The organism is Acidimicrobiia bacterium, assembly GCA_041676705.1.
Taxonomy (GTDB): Bacteria; Actinomycetota; Acidimicrobiia; order Acidimicrobiales; family SKKL01; genus Actinomarinicola.
In genome coordinates this window covers 50457-70041 of record JBAYRL010000001.1, presented here as the reverse complement: position 1 = coordinate 70041, position 19585 = coordinate 50457, and the positions used below count along the sequence as shown (strand labels likewise).

Genomic DNA, 19585 nt, shown 5'->3' with positions numbered 1-19585 from the left:
ACCGTTCAAACGTTTTTGTTCATTTTCCCGCTAGCCAACAAGGTGGACCCCACACATGCATGTCGCAGCCAGCACCCCGATCGAACTCGTGAACCGAGTCTATGGCACATTAGATGAGCGGCTACGAGTCGGTCGTGAGCGCCTCGGGCGACCGTTGACACTGGCCGAAAAAATCCTCATCAATCACCTCGATAATCCAGAGACCGGGGGTCTTGATCGTGGCGTGAGCTACACCGATCTACGACCAGATCGCGTGGCTATGCAAGACGCCACCGCACAAATGGCGCTTTTGCAGTTCATGACCGCTGGCCTACCTGAAGTGGCGGTCCCCTCAACCGTTCATTGTGACCACCTAATTCAAGCCAAGGTCGAAGGCGACGTTGACCTGGCGGTAGCGCTAAACGACAACTCTGAGGTCTACAAGTTTCTGGAATCTGTTTCTGCAAAATATGGCATTGGTTTTTGGAAGCCGGGCTCCGGCATCATCCACCAAGTAGTGCTGGAACAATATGCGTTCCCAGGCGGCATGATGATCGGCACCGATAGTCACACGCCAAACGCTGGTGGTCTGGGCATGGTGGCCATCGGGGTTGGTGGGGCCGATGCCGTTGATGTGATGACCGGATTCCCCTTCAACATCCGTTGGCCGAAAGCCATTGGTGTAAAGCTCACCGGGCGTTTGAACGGCTGGACGGCCCCGAAAGACATCATTTTAGAAGTGGCCCGAATACTGACCGTTAAGGGTGGCACCGGTGCCATCGTCGAGTATTTGGGACCGGGGGCCGAGTCGATCAGCGCCACTGGCAAAGCCACCATCTGTAACATGGGTGCCGAAATCGGTGCCACAACGTCACTTTTTGGTTACGACGAAGCAATGGCCAGGTACCTGAAGTCAACTGGGCGTGAAGAGCTGGCAGATGCCGCTAACGCCGTGGCCGAGCATCTACGCGCCGATGAGGATGTACTGGCCAATCCCGAGGCTTATTACGATCAGGTTATTGAAATAAATCTGGACCAACTTGAACCACTAATCAATGGTCCGCACACCCCTGATTTGTCTCGGCCGGTTTCGAGAGTAGGTGCCGATGCCAAGTTGAACGGCTGGCCCCAAGAAATTAGCTATGCGCTTATTGGCTCATGCACCAACTCGTCCTATGAGGACATCACCCGAGCAGCTTCTATTGCTCGCGAAGCTGCCGAGCGTGGACTTAAGTGTAAAACCGACCTAATGATAACGCCGGGTTCCGAACAGGTCCGCGCCACTATTGAACGCGACGGGCTGCTGGCTGATTTCGAACGCATTGGTGCCACCGTGTTAGCCAACGCGTGCGGGCCCTGCATTGGCCAGTGGTCGCGCTCCGATGTGGTTGAAGGCGACCTCAACACCATTGTCACTTCGTACAATCGCAACTTTCCTAAGCGTAACGATGGGCTCTCAACGACTCTGGCCTTTGTAACGTCGCCCGAAACGGTGGTGGCTTTGGCCTTGGCAGGCACGCTTGATTTCAATCCGCTCACTGACACCTTGGTAAATGAAGCCGGTGAAGAGGTGAAACTCAGCGTACCGGTCGGGGTTGAACTGCCCGATGCGGGATTCACCCCCGGTGAAAGCGGTTTCATTGCACCTCCGGCTGACGCTACCTCGGTGGAGGTGGTGGTTAGTCCCACCTCTGACCGGCTTCAGTTGTTAAAGCCATTCGCTCCATGGAACGGCGAAGATTTCTTGGCTTTGCCGGTGCTCATGAAGGCTCAGGGTAAGTGCACCACCGACCATATTTCAGCCGCCGGACCGTGGCTTCGCTATCGAGGCCACCTCGAGAACATTTCAGGCAACCTCTTCGCTGGTGCCATTAATGCGTTTACTGGCGAAGCCGGCCAAGGCAAAGATATTACCGACGGCCAAACCCGTCCTTACCCCGAAATCGCCAAACGCTACAGCGAGGCTGGCATTTCTTGGGTCGCGATTGGCGATGAAAACTATGGCGAAGGTTCCTCCCGTGAACATGCCGCCATGGAGCCACGTTTTCGAGGAGCGGTGGCCGTGATTACGCGATCATTTGCTCGTATCCACGAGGCCAACCTGAAAAAGCAAGGGGTGTTACCCTTCACTTTCGCGAATCCCGCCGACTACGACCTCGTTGGAGAAGACGACCGGATTTCAATTCTGGGTTTGGCTGAGCTGCAGCCAAACAAGCCCATCACGGCCCGCATCGAGCACGCTAGCGGCGAAAGTGTGGAAATCTCTTTGCTGCACACGTTCTCAGAAGAACAGATCGAGTGGTTTAAGGCCGGCAGCGCGCTGAATATTATCCGTCGCAATATGGGGGCCTAGCGCCAACCGAATCCTCAATCACCTCCCGTACCTTGCTGCTGGCTCTAGCCAGAGTGCTTTTTAGCTGGCAGCTCGGTTACGGGGTGAATACCGGCTCGCTGTTCAAGCTGGCTAGCTACCACCTCGTGGATCTGATGCCGAACTGCCTCGGCGGCCATGGAAAGTCGGCCTTTGCGACGCCTCACTATACCCACCGAACGCGGTTCTAGGCCTTGAATGGCGGCTACAGTCCATTCACCACCTACCCACGCTGGCGCAGCGCCCGATGGAATCACTGCCGCTCCAAAGCCTTGGAAGGCGAGGGACGCTAGTAGTCGCATACCGTCGACCTCGGCCTTCGATTTCAACTCCACCCCTATCCGAGTTGCAGCGTCGTCGAGTTCGTCACGAAACAGGGTGCCAGCTGGAGGAAGCAGTAGCTCATATTCGGCCAGTGTGGCTAGCTCCACTGAATCACACTCGGCTAAGGGGTGATCAATTGGCGTGACCAGAACACGATCCTCGCTAAATAATGACTCGGTGAGAAGCTCCACGTTCAACACAGGAATGTTGACGATGGCAAAGTCGATCTCATGCGATTCAACCATTGGCAATAATGAGGTGGTCGTGGCATCCAGAACCACCATCCGAACGCCGGGATGTTCACGATGGACGGCATCGACCAGGCGAGGCACTAACCATCGCCCCACCGTTCCAATCACACCAATGCGAGCATTGCCAGTTATTTCATCACCAAGAGATGCCACGTCAGAGACGATGGCTTCCAGTTCGTCCTGAATCCGTCGCGCTCTGCCAACAACCGCCAAACCTTCCTCGGTGAGGGCTCCGCTCGTGCGGTCAACCAAGGTGGCACCGAGTTCTTTTTCCAATCTTGACACGTGAGACGAGACATTTGACTGTACTGTGTATAAGGCACGAGCCGCGGCTGAGAAGCCACCGGTTTCGTGCACGGCTACCAATGCGGCCAACTGTTTTAGATCCATCTCTAAAAACGATAGCACCTATCTGAAAGAACAGTTTGACAGATCATGTGTTTTGGTTCACAATGGTAATCACATAAGCCAAGGCGATGTACCCGCCCCCCCTGGGTCCGCCTATGGCCGGTGACGACGGTTCGGTCCCCCCCAAGGCCTCGTCACCCCCTTTAGAACAGGACTGGTCTCCCCCCGACCGGTCCTGTTCCAATTTTTAGCTAAAGTCTTGATGTAACTTTTCGCTGATGAATGAAGTCGTACCTAAGTGACCATATTGTTGTCTTTACGCAAGCAGGTTCCTGGCAGCATCAACGTTGGCGTTCATGAGCTAAACGGACGGCGAGTGGTCTTGGTGGAATCACACTCCGACACCAAACGTGGAGCGCTCCTACCTGCCGATGGCGAATCAATCGCAGCAGCGGCCAAGACCGCACGCGATTTACATATGCCCCTGGTACTTATTTTGGCTTCTAGCGGTGCCGATATTGAAGAAGGCATTGCGGCATTAACGGGTTGGGGGGTGGCCGCCAAAGAGGTTGCCGCCACCTCAGGAATCGTGCCAATTCTGGCAGCTGCGGTGGGGCCAGCAGTTAGTGGACCTGCGTTACTGCTTGGTCTTGCCGACCACGTCGTAATGACCGAAGACGCCTACGCTTTCCTCAGTGGGCCCGCCATGGTGCGCCAATTCACTGGAGTGCCCATTGCTACCCATGCTCTCGGTGGGGCCAATGCACATGCTCGATCAAGCGGCGTGGCCTCGGCTATCGCCACCGACCGCGACGAGGCCCTAGGCATCATCGGCGACGTCCTCGCCTACTTGCCGAATCACGCCGATGAACTACCACCGCGTTGGCAAACCAGCGATACCGCCGAACGCAGTACCGAAGCCGCAGGCGAACTGCTACCCACCACTCCCACTGGTAGTTACGACGTTCGCGACGTCATTGGTGAAATCGTTGACGAAAACGAATTCTTAGAGCTGCGGTCAGCCTGGGCCACAAATCTGGTCACCGGCCTCGCTACCCTCGATGGTCACCCGGTGGGTATCATCGCCAACCAGCCCAGTGCTCTCGCTGGCACTCTCGATATTCCCGCCTCCCAAAAAGGTGCCCGGTTCGTTTCATTCTGCGACGCCTTCAACTTGCCGTTAATTACCTTGGTTGACACGCCGGGCTTCTATCCAGGCAAAGATCTTGAATGGCGAGGCATGATTCGCCACGGAGCTCAGCTGGCGTTCGCCTATGCCCGCGCCACCGTCCCACGTTTAGCAGTGGTAATGCGCAAGTCGTATGGCGGAGCGTACATAGTGATGGACTCGAAACACATGGGCAACGACCTCATGCTGGCGTGGCCAAGCGCGGAAATCGCCGTCATGGGCGCTAAACAAGCCAGCGAGGTGCTGCACCGCCGAGAAACTCCAGAACGCCGGGCCGAATTAGAGCGTGAGTACGAAGAGCGCCTGCTCAACCCCTATGTGGCAGCTGAACGTGGTTCCATCGACGCCGTAATCGAACCTCGCGAAACCCGTACCGAACTTATCTACGCCTTAGAAGCACTAAACACCAAGAGAGAACTTCTTGTTGGTCGCCCTCATGACAACACACCGTTGTAGGGTAGAAGCAGGCATTTAAAGCCCACTTGTTCACACAAAACCACCAGGAGCGATACCCTCAAATAGGGCCCCTTTTAGTTCTTGGGCGCAATTCTCGTTAACCATAGCCTTGGAGATGTAGTGGCAGAGTCCGTAACAATTACCGATAACCGCACCGGCGAATCGATTGAAGTTCCGATTGTGAATGGCGCAATTTCAGCCGAAGCCATTCAAGGTCTTATCCCCGGCATTTGGTATTTAGACCCAGGCTTTGGTGCCACTGCTGCCACCACCAGCGCCATCACTGAAATCAACGGTGATGAAGGCATTCTTCGCTACCGCGGCTACCCCATCGAGCAATTGGCCGAGAACTCTACTTACCTTGAAGTTGCCTACCTTTTGATTAACGGCGAGCTTCCAAACGCAGAGCAATTCGCCGCTTGGACACACGAGATAACCCATCACACCTTCATTCATGAAAACGTTCGTAAACGGTTCATGGAAGGTTTCCACCACGATGCCCACCCCATGGGCATGCTGGTTTCAGCGGTGGCCGCCATGTCCACCTTCTATCCAGAAGCCAAAAACATCGACGACCCAGCGGTTCGCATGCGTCAGGTCATTCGCTTGATTGCAAAAATGCCAACTCTCGCAGCTGGCGCACACCGTTTCAGCGTGGGCATGCCTTTCGTCTACCCCGACAACATGCTCTCGTTCCCCGAGAACTTTCTCTCCATGATGTGGAAAATTGCCGAGAACCACTATCAGGCGGATCCGGTCCTGGCTCGGGCTCTTGATGTGCTGTTCATTTTGCACGCCGATCATGAACAAAACTGTTCTACCGCTGCTATGCGCACTGTCGGCAGCGCCCACGCCGACCCCTATTCCGCCACCGCCGCCGCCACCGCCGCGCTGTATGGTCCTCGCCATGGCGGTGCTAACGAAGCTGTAATTCGCATGCTCACCGATATCGGGAGCTACGACAACGTCGACGATTACGTACAAAGCGTGAAGAACGGTGAACGCCGCTTGCAGGGTTTTGGCCACCGTGTTTACAAGAGTTACGACCCTCGCGCCGCGATTATTAAGCGCCACGCTGAAGAAGTTTTCGAAGTCACCGGCAAGAACCCTCTGCTAGACATTGCCCTCAAGCTGGAAGAAGTAGCACTGAACGACGATTACTTCGTGAGCCGCCGCTTGTATCCCAACGTCGACTTTTATTCAGGGCTCATTTACCAATCGATGGGTTTCCCCCTAGAACTCTTCACCGTGCTCTTCGCTATTCCCCGCACGGCGGGCTGGTTGGCTCACTGGTTGGAATCCCTTGAGCAGAACTCGCGTATCGTACGGCCCCGTCAGGTTTATACGGGCTCCGGCGAGCGCAATTATCTAGACATCGCCGAACGCTAAAACCTGGCCAGCCCAGTTTCAAAACCTAGAAAAGAGGCCCATCGAAACGGTGGGCCTCCTCGTTGTTTTGCAGCATATCCAATGTGGGAACGCCGAAGTTAGAGGTTTAAGCGAAAACCGAGCAGTTCAATTCCAGGTAGCGGCCACCAGTCAAGGTTGGGGTCTCGTTCAAATCCCAAACGATCGTAAACACGATGCGCTGCACGAACAAGGGTGCCTGAATGAGCAATGATAGCGCTACGACCTAACTCTTTAGCACGGTCGATACAGGCTTGAACCAGCGCTTCTGAAACGTCTTGGCCTCGAGCGCCCGGATGAACCGAGAGCATGCGGACCCCAGCCGTGTTTTCATGGTCAAACTCACTGTATGGCGACGGGTGAGCAGAAATAAAGGTCACTCCGCCAAGCAAGCGACCATTGGTATCTAGAGCCACCAGCACTTCCGAGTTGGCCACCCGTCCAGCCACGTCACGCAGTTCAAGTTCGTAGTCTTCATCGACATATCCGGCGGCCCGGAAACCTAATGCCGAAAGTTCAGCGAGCTCACTATATTCGTCGGGTTTAATCAGGCGAATGTTCACGTCAATACGCTAACCCACCAGCACTCAAAGTGCCTCAGAGGAGCGAAAAGCGTGCCCGCGTGGCAGGATGCAGAGGTGACAAGTATTGAGGTAGCTGACGTTGTAATCGAACGTGAAAAAGGTGTGACCATCCGTTTCGAGGATGGTAAGGAATGCACCTTCGGATTAGAAGAGCTTCGCATGGCATGCCCGTGCGCAGGATGTCGCAGTTCTAGGGACCGTGATGTGGCCCCTTGGCCGACACCTCGTTCGCCTCTTCCTTTAACCATCTCGACCGCTAAATTTGTGGGAGCGTGGGGACTGGCGATCACCTGGAATGATGGTCATGCCACTGGCATCTACCCTTGGACATCAATGCGCGAATGGTGTGATTCAGGACAAGCCACCTACCCACCCGATTCGGGTTTGGGCGGAGGATCAATGCGTTCGCCCTATCCGGAGATCTCGTGATTGATTTTGGATTCACTCCCGAGCTAGTCGCGCTTCGTAGTGAAGCTACCGCCTTAGCCAAGCAATACACCCAAACTCATCGTTATAAGGAAGATTCTTGGTTGGTTGGCCAAGACACCGCCTTTGCTAAGGAATTAGCCAGCCGAGGTTGGTTGGGTATGACCTGGCCCACCACCATTGGAGGCGGAGGGCGGCCAGCCATTGAACGTCTGGTCGTTTATGAAGCGCTAATCTCGAACAACGCCCCGGTAGCTTCCAGCTGGTTCGCAGACCGCCAAATTGGACCCACCCTGTTGGAGTATGGAAAACCCGAACAACAACAACGCTGGATTCCCGACATCATTACCGGTGAATCGCTGTGGTGCATTGGTATGAGCGAACCCGATGCCGGTTCCGATGTGGCGTCCCTACGTACTTCGGCGGTGCGCAACGGCGACGAGTGGGTCATCAACGGCCAAAAGATCTGGACCAGCGGGGCCCAAAGCGCGCATTGGTGTTATCTGATAGCCCGCACCAATCCGAATGGTCGGCCACACCAAAGCCTCTCCGAATTCGCGGTAGACATGAGCACGCCAGGCATAACGGTTAAACCCATTAAAGACATGGTGGGCAACCAGCATTTTTGTGAAGTTTATTTCGATAACGTCCGGGTTCCAGTCGAGAATTTGATTGGCACTGAAAACGGTAGCTTTAGCCAGGTTATGCGACAGATGGAGCACGAACGCGGCGGAATTGACCGTCTGGTGAGCAACCGGGCCCTCTTTATCGACACGCTGGCTCAACTTTCCGAACCTGATGCTGTGGTTCGCCAAGAAATCGCGGCCATTGAATCTCGATTTCGGATTGGCCGCCTTATGGTTTATCGCGAGGTGCTGCAGCAGGCCCCGAAAGGCTTTTCCGCTGCCACTAAAACGTTCTGCACCGAACTTGAACAACAGGTTGCCAACTTTTGCTACCAAGTTTTGGGCATGACGGCCAATCTTTGGGAAAGCGACGGAACCGACGCCTTGGCAGCCCGAGCTAGCCACAATATTTGTTATGCTCCGGGCTACACCATCATGGGCGGAACCACCCAGATTTTACGCAACATCTTGGGTGAACGCGTGCTGGGTCTGCCTCGAGAACCACGTAATTAACCTGATTCAGAGATACCTACGGCTACGGCGTTGCGACACCTAATCAGGGTCAATACGCCGTACCGAAGCATCACGACCTGTCCAATGAGCCAGACGCACCCTTAGATCAGTGACCGCCGCTCGCTCGGTCGATAGCACCACAGGGTTCATTCTCATTTCTTGAAGCTCTGGCACCGCTTCTCCCAGGGCCCCAATCCGAAGCAGAAGGTCGATTAAATGGGCGCGTTCTACCGAACCATGTTTTAACTGGGTCCCGACCACCGAATCATCAATTAAACTCTCAGCATCAAGCGGCGACAAAGGCAAGAACCGTAGCGCATCGTAGCCAATTTGGCCGCTCACCACACCGCCCACGCCGATAGATATAACGGCACCAACCGCGGCATGCTGTAACAAACGAATGGCCACATCAACACCTGCTGGCAACATGTTTTGCACCAGTGCCGGGTTCATGGCTTCACCCAGAAATTCTGACATACGACTGTAGGCACCACGAACCTCATCATCGGTGTAAAGATCAACTGCAAGGCCACCCGACTCGGTTTTTGCAACCCGCTCTACCCCATCGGCCTTTAACACCACCGGATAACCCAGCTGACGTGCGCTCTCCACGGCCTCGTCGCCACTGCGAGCAAAACGACTTTCAATTTGGTGGATACCAAAGGTCGCAGCCAAAGCGACCGCCGATTCACGCGGAAGATCAAGGACCGAACCCGTATCAAGCTCGGCAGCTTCAAGCGCTTCGTGAACAAGCTCGACCGCCGCATTGGCATCGGCCCCTTCCACTTCAGCTAGGGGACCATGTTGTTCGTTTAACCACGCCCGATATTTGGTGACCCTTCCTAAGGCCCGCACAGCCTCTTCGGGGAATGCAAACACCGGTACGTCAAGGCTCTGGTCCATTTCTTCACGGCGAGCGTCGGCCCCTAATACCACCGCCACCACGGGTTTCGTGGAATCTCGTGAAGCCCGTGACAAGGCTTCGACCACCTCGGTAGCCGATGACAGAAGTGGTGGCGCATAAATAGCAACCACGGCGTCAGTTTCGGGGTCATCTAACACCACCCGCAATACGTCCTCATAGTGGTTGGGGCGGGCCTGGTGTGTGAGATCAAGAGGGTTTCGGGTACGAGTAGCGATGGGCGCGGCCTCGGCAATGGCGCCTTGGGTCTGTTCTGACATTTGGGCCGCTTCCAACCCAATACCCCGGGTGGCTTCAATCGCCAAGCGAGCAGGTCCACTGGAGTTAGAAATCACCGAGACGCGTGGGCCAGTTGGCAACGGTTGTTTCAGTAGTATTCGAGTGACGTCAAACAGGCTTTGCAAGGTTGACACACGGATGACACCGGTTTGACTCAACAGGGCGTCAAGGGTGGCTTCCGGTGGTAACCCAAAATCTCCAGCCCGATCAAGGCGTGCCCCATAAGAAGTCACACTCACAATCGGTTTTGTTCTACCGACACGACGAGCGATCCGGCTAAATTTCCGAAGGTTACCGAACGACTCTAGATACAACAGCACAGCGTCGGTGCGTTCGTCTTGTTCCCAAAACTGCAACAAGTCGTTAAGCGAAACGTCGGCCTTGTTGCCAAGCGACAAAAAGCTCGAAGTGCCCAGGCCCAGTTCGTCAAGCTGTTCAAGGATGGCCGTTCCTAAGGTGCCTGACTGGGAAAGAAAGCCCACTCCCCCAGCACGTGGGGCCACTGGTGCGAACGTTGCCCGCAATGAGACGGTGGGGGCAGTGTTAATTACACCCATGCAGTTGGGCCCAACCAAGCGCATACCATTGCCCCGGGCCAGATCTACAATTTGGCGCTGCAGCTCCAAACCTTCGTCACCAACTTCGGCAAAACCGGCCGAGATTACAACTAACCCTTTGACCTCTTTTTCGACGCACTGCTCAACCACACTCAGAACCTCAGGCGCCGGTACCGCTATCACTGCCAGGTCAATTTCATCAGGAATGTCGAGAACGCTTGGATAGGTGCGAGTGCTTAAAACCCAGGGCGCGGAAGGGTTGACGGCGTAGGCAGGCCCGGCAAATCCCCCAGCTAAAATATTGCGGAAAGCTTCGTGCCCAAGACTGCCGCGTTGGCGGCTAGCACCGATGACTGCCACCGTACGAGGCGACAAAAGCCGGGTTATAGAACGAGCTTCAGCTCGGCGTTCTCGGTCTTCGATAGCGGCCTGAGCTTCAAGCGTCGGCTCAATGCCCAACAGCACGTGGATTACCCCGTCGAGAAAGCGGGTTGAAACTTTAAATCCAGCTTGTTTGAAAACCCCCAACATTTTTCGGTTTTGGGGCAACGTGGTGGCCGTGAAATGGGTCAGCCCCTGTTCGCGTCCCACCGCTGCCAGGTATTCAAGCAACAAGGTGGCTAGACCTCGTCCATGGTGGAAATCATCGGTGATGAAGGCCACTTCGGCCTGAGCTTTACCTTCTTCACGGTCATAGCGCGCTACCCCAATCATCTCCTCACCTAAAATCGCCACAAACGCCATCCGATCGCGGTAATCGATGTTGGTAAAGCGTTCGATATCTCGTGCTGAGAGTCGTGGTCGGGCTGAGAAGAACCGTAAATAAATACTTTCTGAGGACTGCCGGTTATGGAAAGCGTTCAGTCGTTCCCCATCATCGGGGCGTATTGGCCGCACTCGAACGGTGGCACCATCTGACAGCAATACATCTGCTTCCCAGTGGTGAGGGTAATCTTGTGGAAAGATAGGATCGTCGCCAGTAGTCGGGGCCATACTCCAAAACTAATACTAAAATATTATCCGGGCCGGGTCGTTTGGCCTGATGTCATCGGTGTCTGCTGCTTATGCCTGTTACGAGAATGTGTATATGAACCTGCAGTTCCGGCCTGATATGAAGGTCATCATCCACGATATGAACGGCCAACCCATACAAATTACTGGCACATCATTGGAAACCGATTCCCAGGCGCTGGTGGCTTTAATGGATGTGCCACCCAACTTGCGCCTTCGATTAGGTGCCAAAGTTACCTGTAGCTATGTTGAACCAATTGGGGTTCAACAGTTCGAATCGATCATCCTTTCTACCCGTGAGCTGGCCCTAAACGAACGTAAGATTCGGGTATCGCTTAGCGCGCCGGAAGAAACGGAACGGATACAGCGCCGCTCACATCTGCGCGTTGACACTGATCTAGAAGTGAAAGTGTTTGTCATGCCGGCCGGTCCCAGCTTCAGAACCAAAGCCAAAGACCTAAGCGCCGGCGGAATGGCCCTGTGGTGGAACGTTCATGCCGAGCCAACCACTGAAGATGAACTGCACCTGGAATTCTCCACTCAACGCTTTCAACACTCCAACAAAGCACACGTGGTTGATTTCAGTTCTGGGCAGGACGGCAAAATTGCTCATCTAGAGTTCATTGACATCTCACCGGGCGATCAAAATCGCCTGGTTAATGCGGTGTTCGCGTTGCACCGTGAAACTATTTCGAAACGCGGGCTTGCTAACCCTCGTGCAAAGCCCTAAACCCTCGGCCAATATGGCCGCGTTTTCCCAGGCTTCGTTACTACTAGCTACCGCAACTGCAGCCACAAAGTTGTTTTCCGGTAGAAAACTACCCTGGTACAAGGGTTTGATACCGGCGGCGACAACCAGCGCCATAGCAGTTCCCTATGCGTTCGTGGTACGAAAACATAGGCCCTATGCGTTGTCGCTCCGCGGAGTTTCACAATGGTTTGTGGATGCTACCTGGAGCGCCCCAAATACGGTGGCCGGTGCACTCTTTTACGCCGTAGAACGATTACGTGGAAATGGCCCCGACCATGCAAAGAGCCGCCACTCGGGAAGCATCCATCTAACTGACCAAGCCATTGCTGGCTATGCCACCACGGTGGGCATTGTGAAGGCCGGATCAAACGCCCTGGTCGATGCCCATGAGAATGTCCATGTTTTTCAAGCTCGGCTGCTGGGTCCGTTCTATCTACCCCTAGTGGCCGCGAATTATGCCCTCGCCACCATATTTCCGTATTGGCTGCGCAGCTATCGTCGTACCAACCCGCCAATTCGCGACCTAAGAACTTACTTTCATCAAGGCGTTTATCACGCCACCTGGCATGAACGCTGGGCGTATGCTCGAGCACCAAGTTCACAGGGTGCCACTCAACCCGCCGAGACCTGAGCTACCGAGGCGGTTGGTCATAACTGCGCTTGGCCTTAACAGCGCCTTGGCCAAGTCGCACCGATTACTTAGTCCAAACTGCGGACACGCCTACCTAGGCTGTGGTTACGGCTAAGACTCGCTACCGGCCTTTAATTGCCGCGCCAGGTATCGATAATAAATGGCACCAAAGAGACCAGCCACTCCGATAAACAGGCTGCCCGCAATATTCAGCTGGTAAAAAGTTTCAACATTGCTCAAGACCACATCTTCGACGTGCCTGGCATCGACACGGCCATCCCACCACACGGTTGAGCCCCCAAAACAAATAGACGCTGCTACCCACCCCAGCCAATACCAATACCCATTGAGATTCAACTTCGTCTGACGCCAACGAGAGGTATTTAACTCGTCGTCGTTACTTCCGGCGACACGTTCAATTTCGTTTAAGACCAGCTTGGGAATAATGAAGTTGGCGAAAGGAATAAACCAACCCCCAATGGTCCAGCCCGATGACCAGCGTCGATTCCCCGGCGCAAACGGTGTTTGGTGCTTGTAGGCCGCGTTCATCCAGACGATCACCAAGATGAAATTCACGAGCAACACCAACAGGACTAGCCCTAGCGCCCCCGAAAAACCCTCGTGGCTTTCGAACCAATTATCGAGGCTGCGATTGGTACCACTGTTGCCCCACAGACGGGCTTTGGCTAACGCTTGGTTACCTAGTCCGGCGGTGATTAGACCCAAGGGGATCATTGCCCACCAGATTATTTGAATCCACTTAGTTAATCCTGCTGACGGTAGCGGGACACTGGGATAACCAGGAGCGGAAGTTGGTGGATACCAGCGTCCGTCGGACGCCAACCACCAATCTGGTCCTTGTTGGGTGTCACTCACAAAAGTGCTCTATTGCTCGGGTTTAGGGCCATTTTCACGGTTGGCTACTTGAACGCTTATCGGTATTAGAGGGCTACTTCGCCACACCAACAACTGCGAATCGACAATCAATCGACTAAGAAGTGGGCGCAACAGGATTCGAACCTGTGACCTCTACCGTGTCGAGGTAGCGCTCTAACCAACTGAGCTATGCGCCCTTATTGCCAGGCAATAAGCTGGGATTAGAGACTCTAGCATCCTCACTGGTTCATGGCGTATATGCTCTCGATAAAGATCACAGAATTACGCCCGTTCGTATCGCCCAGACCGCCTAGGGTGGTGCCATGGCAAGCCAACTAGGAATCGATGTTGTGGGCAACGTGGCCATCATCGAGATGCAAACCCCACCCCACAACTTCCTCACCACCAGCCTCATCGCAGAAATCGCAGACGCGTTGGAATCGTATGAGCACAACGCCACGGTTCGAGCGGCAGTGCTTTGCGCGCAAGGCCGATCTTTTTGTGCTGGTGCTAATTTTGGCAGCGACGATGGCCCTCTCGGTGCCGGTAGCGCCTCAGAACCAATTGGTGGTTCTGCCACCGAGCAGCTTTACGCCTGGGCAGCAAGATTGTGCGCAGTTTCCATACCCACCATCGCAGCGGTACAAGGCCCGGCCATTGGCGGAGGTTTAGGCCTGGCGATGTCTACAAATTTTCGCATTGCCAGCCCGGAAGCACGATTTTCAGCTAATTTCGCCGCCCTTGGTATCCATCAAGGGTTCGGTTTGTCGGTGCTCTTGCCTGAAATCTTGGGTCCAAGTCGTGCCGCCGAGGTGCTTTTGAGTGCCAAACGTTACAAAGGTGACGAAGCCGTAGCGATGGGTTTGGCCGATCGCTGTGTTCCAGGCGATGAACTGCGCGACGCCGCTATCGACTGGGCGGGCGAGATCGCCGTCAATGCTCCCTTGGCTTTGCGAGCGATTAACCGAACCTTACGTGCTGGCCTAGCCGATCGGGTTCGCGCTGCTACCAAACATGAAGCAGAACAGCAACGAATTCTGTCGGCGACCGCCGATGCTGCGGAAGGAATCCGGGCCGTTTCCGAACGGCGAGCCGGAAATTTTCTCGGAGAATGATCGGCTGAATCCTACCAAACCTCGACAAGGGGTGATGGTAGCTCCCACCGTTTCGTGCGACTGATATTTGGCCGATCGAAACGAACTGGGAGCACCACTTAGAGCGCCGGGTCGGATTTGAACCGACGACTTTACGGCTTTGCAGGCCGTTCCCTTGGGCCGCTCGGGCACCGGCGCCTGAAGGCAGAGCGGTTATCGCAATGCGCCGCCACACCACCTCTGGGCTATGCAGTGTACGTGGCGACGAGCGCAGAGTGGTAACCGACACCGCGAAAACTCCCCCTCATTACACCGCCTCGGCTAGATGTAGCTGGCACACTCGTAGGTAACTATGTCCAAACCCACACAATCTGAAACCCCGGGTCCGCTGTCGGCTCTTGGAATTTTGGCCACCACCCAAGTACAGGTCACTCCCACACTTGATCATGTGGAGTTGTACTCGGCCCAAGGCTTGCTCTCGTTAATGTGGCACGGCGAAGCTGGGGCCACGTCGGTGGTTTTGATGGTGGGAGGTGCTCTGGGCGGTCTCCTAGGCCCTGGAAAAGGCCTCTATCACCGTTTTGGCGAGCATCTAGCTGAACAGGGAATTGCCACCATTCGGGTGGGCTATCGAGCTCCTAACAACCTAGAAGCATGTGTTCATGACACCATGGCTTCAGCCGAGTTAGCAGCGCGTGCTGGCGCCGATCGTTTTGTGGTCATTGGCCATTCTTTTGGTGGCGCCGTGGCGGTGGAGACCGGGGTGGCGTTGGGCGGTTTAACGGCTGGGGTTGTCACGGTGGCGACCCAGGTTAATGGCTGCGAAAATGGTGATGCCTTGGTGTGTCCAGTGCTACATATTCACGGCGATGCCGACACCTTGTTACCACCGCAAGCATCCGAAATGGTGCAGATGTTGACTCAAGGGGAACTAATGCTTATACCCGGCGGTACCCATTTGCTTGGTGAGTCAGATGAGATCCTATTTGAACGCTTGAGCGACTGGGTTCCGGCCGCTTTCCAAGCGTATGCTCAACCGGCACAATAAAAATCTAGTTCCGCGATCTGGTAAAGCCTGCTTTTGAGCGTGGCCGTCTTTTCTAGTTGCGTTGAACTTCTCTCAAGTTGCGAGCCTCAAGATAAGCATTAATTTCGGCACCGATAAGCGCCACCAAAGCCGTTATCCAAAGCCAGGTCAGCAACAAGACCACCGCCGCTAACGAACCGTAGGTGCGATTGTATTTGGCAAAGTTCGCAGCATAGAACTGCAGACCAATTGAGGCCGCCACCCACGCCACAACCGCCACCGTGGAACCAACGCTGGCCCAATGCAACTTCGCCTCACTATTCTCATGCGAACGATTTGGTCCGAAGTGATATAGCGTGGCCAGCCCAGCCGCCAAGGCCACCGCGATTAGCGGCCACACCGCCAGGCGCAGCAACCACGAAACACCACTTGGTAGCTGGAACGACGAAACCACAGGCGGCCAAACGCTTATGGCACCAACAGCGATTGCTACAAACAGGACGGCCCCAAAAGTGAACCCCAAGGCTTGCAAGCGCCGAATGACAAACGTGCGGGTCTCATCAACCTCATAAACCGTGTTAAGCGCCTGAATCAAGTGTCCAACTCCGCTTGATACTGACCACAGCGCGGCCAGGGTGGCAAAAACGAAGCCAATCTTGTGGGCATTGTGGGGTGTTGAGGTGATTTTTGAAAGTTCTTCCACAATAAGCTGGCGAGCGCCGTCGGGCAGGGTGCCCGCAATTTCGTTGACGCTCGATTCGATGGAATCAGGATTGCCAAAGATTCCATATAAAGAAACCAGGGCCACCAAGGCCGGAATCAGTGCTAAGAAACTGAAATAAGCAATACCGGCCGCCGTTAAAGGCAGGTTGTGGGCTTTAACGCGCGCCGCGACCGCCTTGGCTTCGTGCACTAAGCCGCCCTCGTCGTCACCAACCATAGCCACCATTTCATCCCTGGTGTTTTCGTCTTGGTCCAATGCCATTCCGGCCCCCAAAATTAGGCACAAGTGACATTACCCTACCCGCCTAGCTGGGCTTCCACCGGAATAGCACGGGGAAGATTGGTAATGGTTTGGTGCGGTCTAGGTCGGGATGGCTATGGTTCTTCGCGTTCCACCGAAACGTGTGGAACGGCACAAGAGAGCGAAGTTCGGTGCGATTCCGACGCTGTCCCGCAACTGTAAAGCCCTTTGGGTTTAGCCAGGCCGCCTCTTCTTGTGTGTTGAACGCCCTCGGAGGAAGGGCAACTTCAACAGCGCTTTTCGCTGCTGGCTCATCCTCCGATCAGATGGAGGATTGAATGAAATCGAAGCAATGGTTGGCGGCAGTGTTCGTGGCGGTTCTGGCCTTATTGGCTAGTGCGTGTAGCGACAGCGACGATAAAGCCAACGACACCACCAGTACCACCGCTGCTGGCGGCGACAGCGCCAACGACACCGGCGCCTTTCCTGTAACGGTGACGGGCACAAACGGTGACGTAACTATCTCAGAAAAGCCGGTAGCAATCGTGTCGCTCTCCCCTAGCGGCACCGAGATGCTCTTTGCTATTGGTGCTGGCGACCAAGTAATCGCGGTAGACGATTACTCATACTTTCCCGATGAGGCACCGGTGACTGACCTTTCCGGGTTCCAGCCCAATATTGAAGCCATTGCCGCTTATGAACCCGACTTTGTGCTGCTCTCGAACGATCCGGGCGACGTAGCCGATGGTCTTGACAAGTTGGACATTCCGGTGCTGGTGCTCGGTGCCGCCGATGTGATCGACGACGTGTACACGCAACTGGAAATCTTGGGTGCCGCAACGGGAAACATTGGTGGCGCCGCTGAGGTAGTTAGCCAGATGCAATCTGACATTGATGAGATTGTGGCTTCCCTGCCGGAAGATCTGCCTGAAGGCACCTACTTTCATGAGCTGGACGAAGGTCTTTACACCATCACCTCCGATACCTTTGCCGGTCAGATTTACGGCATTTTAGGGCTGTCTAGCATCGCAGATTCCGCTGAAGGTGCTGCTGCTTCAGCCGGATATCCGCAGATTTCCGAAGAGTTCCTATTGGATGCTGACCCGGATTACATTTTCTTGGCTGACGGACAGTGCTGTGGTCAAGACGCCGAAACCGTGGCCGCACGACCCGGTTGGAACACCCTTTCGGCTGTGACCAACAACAATGTCGTGGTACTGGATGAAGACACTGCGTCCCGTTGGGGGCCACGCATTGTGGAGCACCTGCGTTCGGTAGCCGATGCGATTTTGGCCAACACGGAAACGGCGGCCGCTAACTAACCGCTAAACCAGTTACCGAATCGAACCGGCGTCTGAGACTGATTGCACCATCTGTGATGGCGTATATGCGGTCACAAACCGTTTCAGCCAAGGCCGTGTCGTGAGTGATCAGCAAAAACGAGGCTCCGGTTCGATCTTGGTAGATCTTGAGCAGTTCAATAATCTGCGCTTGTGAAATCACGTCCAGCATGCTGGTAGGTTCATCAAGTACAACCAGCGCTGGCTCAACCACTAGCAGTCGAGCCAGCGCCAGTCGTTGGAGTTCACCACCACTCAGCTGCGACGGCAACCGCTGTAGATGCTCACCGTATAGGCCCATGGTGCCTATGTGGTTTAGCAATCGCTTCATGGTAAATGGCGGGCTGTAGAGCTTGTACGGCTCGACCATGCTTTTGATGATCGGCAATGCGGGGTTAAACGATACTTCGGGATGTTGAAACAGAATTTGTATTCGGCGTCTGATCTCACCCTTGTATGGATGACGAAGCGTTCGCCCCTCATAGGTAATGATGCCGTGGCTTGGGCGGGTGAGACCTGCGACCATCATTCCTAAGGTGGTTTTACCGCTGCCGCTTTCCCCCAGTAGGCCAACAGTTTCGCCCACCCCAATCGAGATTGAGGCATTCTCGACAGCCACGAAGCTTCGTTTTTTGTTGGTTCGCGAACCATAGATTTTGGTAAGAGCCGTAGTTTCAAGCCTCATACAGCCAGCACCTCACCATGTGGCCAGAATAAATTGTCTGCATGGGCGGGTCTTGCACGCATTTGTCATGGGCGAACCGACAGCGGTCTCTATATGGGCAGCCTCGGGTTTCGATGGTGCGAGAGGAAGCAAAACCAGCGGTGGAACGTAAGCCATTTTCTGGCAGGGCTGCCACCATATCTTGGGTGTACGGGTGGAGCGGTTCGTTTAGTAGTTGTTCCGTTGGGGCTACCTCCACCTGTTCTCCGGCATACATCACGCAAATCGTCTCAGCCACCGCGCGAGCGAAACGAAGGTCGTGGGTGACACACAAAATCGCCTGGTCAACCAGTGAATGAAAGGCCTCTTCCACTTGGCTAATACGTGCTTCGTCAAGGCCTTTGGTCGGCTCATCGGCCAGAACAACTTGGGCTCCGGCAGAGATACCCATAGCTACCATTGCACGTTGGCGCATACCTCCCGAATAGGTGTGCGGATACCCCTTAGCGCGCGTGACGGCCGGTTTAATATGAAACCGCTCAAGCAGTGTCACCCCTTGGTTCAAAGCCGCTTCGCGGCTTACTTTTCGGTGGGTAATTATGGGTTCGGCCACTTGAAAACCAACGGTTAAAAGTGGATGCAAGCTGGCACCTCCCCCTTGAGGAACGTATGCGATCTCGGCACCCCGAACCTTGCGAAGTTCTTTAGGCGTTAATTTCAACAGATCACGCTCGTGCCACCTCACAATGCCGCTGACCTGGGCATTCGCTGATAAAAGCTGTAAAATTGCTAGCAGCAAGACGCTCTTGCCGCTACCAGTTTCGCCAATAATTGCTGCTTTTTCTCCGGGTTTTAGGCTGAGTGTTACGTTGCGCAGTGCATGAACGGTATGCGCTCCTGGGAATGACACTGAGACGTTTTCGATATTTAACATCAGCTGCCCTCCTCGACCTTTTGAAGATTCATTAATTGGGTCATGGCAAAAATTTGATTTC

Annotated in this window: 17 protein-coding genes, 2 tRNA genes and 1 riboswitch; of the genes, 10 read left to right on the top strand and 9 right to left on the bottom strand. The window is 54.8% G+C overall.

What is annotated here, in order from left to right; translation table 11 throughout:
* Positions 1-55 precede the first annotated feature (55 nt).
* Positions 56-2332: an aconitate hydratase gene (locus WC184_00350; protein ID MFA7476329.1), complete on the top strand. Its 2277-nt coding sequence runs from the start codon at positions 56-58 to the stop codon at positions 2330-2332.
* Between the two features lie 44 nt (positions 2333-2376).
* On the opposite strand, the gene WC184_00345 is transcribed toward WC184_00350, so the two are convergent.
* On the bottom strand, positions 2377-3315 hold the full coding sequence (locus tag WC184_00345; protein MFA7476328.1) for a LysR family transcriptional regulator: 939 nt from the start codon (positions 3313-3315) through the stop codon (positions 2377-2379).
* A 256-nt stretch (positions 3316-3571) separates the two neighbouring features.
* Here WC184_00345 and WC184_00340 point away from each other — a divergent pair, with 256 nt between their 5' ends.
* Together WC184_00340 and WC184_00335 are read left to right on the top strand one after the other, a co-directional pair.
* Positions 3572-4918, top strand: a complete 1347-nt coding sequence (locus WC184_00340; protein ID MFA7476327.1) for a carboxyl transferase domain-containing protein — start codon at positions 3572-3574, stop codon at positions 4916-4918.
* Positions 4919-5038: 120 nt separating this feature from the next.
* On the top strand, positions 5039-6307 hold the full coding sequence (locus WC184_00335; protein ID MFA7476326.1) for a citrate synthase: 1269 nt from the start codon (positions 5039-5041) through the stop codon (positions 6305-6307).
* A 98-nt stretch (positions 6308-6405) separates the two neighbouring features.
* On the opposite strand, the gene WC184_00330 is transcribed toward WC184_00335, so the two are convergent.
* Positions 6406-6888, bottom strand: a complete 483-nt coding sequence (locus WC184_00330) for a GNAT family N-acetyltransferase (protein MFA7476325.1) — start codon at positions 6886-6888, stop codon at positions 6406-6408.
* A gap of 51 nt (positions 6889-6939) precedes the next feature.
* Here WC184_00330 and WC184_00325 point away from each other — a divergent pair, with 51 nt between their 5' ends.
* Both WC184_00325 and WC184_00320 read left to right on the top strand, forming a co-directional pair.
* On the top strand, positions 6940-7338 hold the full coding sequence (locus tag WC184_00325; GenBank protein MFA7476324.1) for a DUF971 domain-containing protein: 399 nt from the start codon (positions 6940-6942) through the stop codon (positions 7336-7338).
* Positions 7335-8474, top strand: a complete 1140-nt coding sequence (locus WC184_00320) for an acyl-CoA dehydrogenase family protein (protein MFA7476323.1) — start codon at positions 7335-7337, stop codon at positions 8472-8474. Before WC184_00325 ends, WC184_00320 begins: the two co-directional genes overlap by 4 nt.
* 39 nt (positions 8475-8513) lie before the next feature.
* Here the strand turns inward: WC184_00320 and WC184_00315 are convergent, their stop codons facing one another.
* On the bottom strand, positions 8514-11225 hold the full coding sequence (locus tag WC184_00315) for a GNAT family N-acetyltransferase (GenBank protein MFA7476322.1): 2712 nt from the start codon (positions 11223-11225) through the stop codon (positions 8514-8516).
* A gap of 94 nt (positions 11226-11319) precedes the next feature.
* Between WC184_00315 and WC184_00310 the strand changes: the two genes are divergently transcribed.
* Together WC184_00310 and WC184_00305 are read left to right on the top strand one after the other, a co-directional pair.
* Positions 11320-11973: a PilZ domain-containing protein gene (locus WC184_00310; GenBank protein MFA7476321.1), complete on the top strand. Its 654-nt coding sequence runs from the start codon at positions 11320-11322 to the stop codon at positions 11971-11973.
* Between the two features lie 13 nt (positions 11974-11986).
* On the top strand, positions 11987-12625 hold the full coding sequence (locus tag WC184_00305) for a glycine zipper family protein (GenBank protein ID MFA7476320.1): 639 nt from the start codon (positions 11987-11989) through the stop codon (positions 12623-12625).
* A gap of 111 nt (positions 12626-12736) precedes the next feature.
* Here WC184_00305 and WC184_00300 read toward each other — a convergent pair whose 3' ends face one another.
* Both WC184_00300 and WC184_00295 read right to left on the bottom strand, forming a co-directional pair.
* Positions 12737-13501 (bottom strand): DUF4328 domain-containing protein, encoded by a 765-nt coding sequence (locus tag WC184_00300; GenBank protein ID MFA7476319.1) that lies wholly within the window; start codon positions 13499-13501, stop codon positions 12737-12739.
* Between the two features lie 123 nt (positions 13502-13624).
* A tRNA-Val gene (locus WC184_00295) sits at positions 13625-13698 on the bottom strand.
* 126 nt (positions 13699-13824) lie between these two features.
* Between WC184_00295 and WC184_00290 the strand changes: the two genes are divergently transcribed.
* Positions 13825-14616: an enoyl-CoA hydratase/isomerase family protein gene (locus WC184_00290; protein MFA7476318.1), complete on the top strand. Its 792-nt coding sequence runs from the start codon at positions 13825-13827 to the stop codon at positions 14614-14616.
* 102 nt (positions 14617-14718) lie between these two features.
* Here WC184_00290 and WC184_00285 read toward each other — a convergent pair.
* Positions 14719-14793, bottom strand: a tRNA-Cys gene (locus WC184_00285).
* Positions 14794-14947: 154 nt separating this feature from the next.
* Here WC184_00285 and WC184_00280 point away from each other — a divergent pair.
* Positions 14948-15643: an alpha/beta hydrolase gene (locus WC184_00280; GenBank protein ID MFA7476317.1), complete on the top strand. Its 696-nt coding sequence runs from the start codon at positions 14948-14950 to the stop codon at positions 15641-15643.
* Positions 15644-15695: 52 nt separating this feature from the next.
* Here the strand turns inward: WC184_00280 and WC184_00275 are convergent, their stop codons facing one another.
* Positions 15696-16607 (bottom strand): YihY/virulence factor BrkB family protein, encoded by a 912-nt coding sequence (locus WC184_00275; GenBank protein MFA7476316.1) that lies wholly within the window; start codon positions 16605-16607, stop codon positions 15696-15698.
* 136 nt (positions 16608-16743) lie between these two features.
* Positions 16744-16874, top strand: a riboswitch (adenosylcobalamin (AdoCbl) riboswitch).
* A gap of 50 nt (positions 16875-16924) precedes the next feature.
* Here WC184_00275 and WC184_00270 point away from each other — a divergent pair.
* Complete coding sequence (locus WC184_00270; protein MFA7476315.1) at positions 16925-17908, top strand: ABC transporter substrate-binding protein; 984 nt, start codon at positions 16925-16927, stop codon at positions 17906-17908.
* Here WC184_00270 and WC184_00265 read toward each other — a convergent pair.
* The gene (locus WC184_00265) at positions 17901-18611 is read right to left on the bottom strand and encodes an ATP-binding cassette domain-containing protein (GenBank protein MFA7476314.1); all 711 of its coding nucleotides are present in this window, start codon (positions 18609-18611) and stop codon (positions 17901-17903) included. The genes WC184_00270 and WC184_00265 overlap by 8 nt on opposite strands.
* A complete protein-coding gene (locus WC184_00260; protein MFA7476313.1) occupies positions 18601-19524 on the bottom strand; it encodes an ABC transporter ATP-binding protein in 924 nt (307 codons plus the stop codon). Before WC184_00260 ends, WC184_00265 begins: the two co-directional genes overlap by 11 nt.
* Positions 19525-19585: the final 61 nt, after the last annotated feature.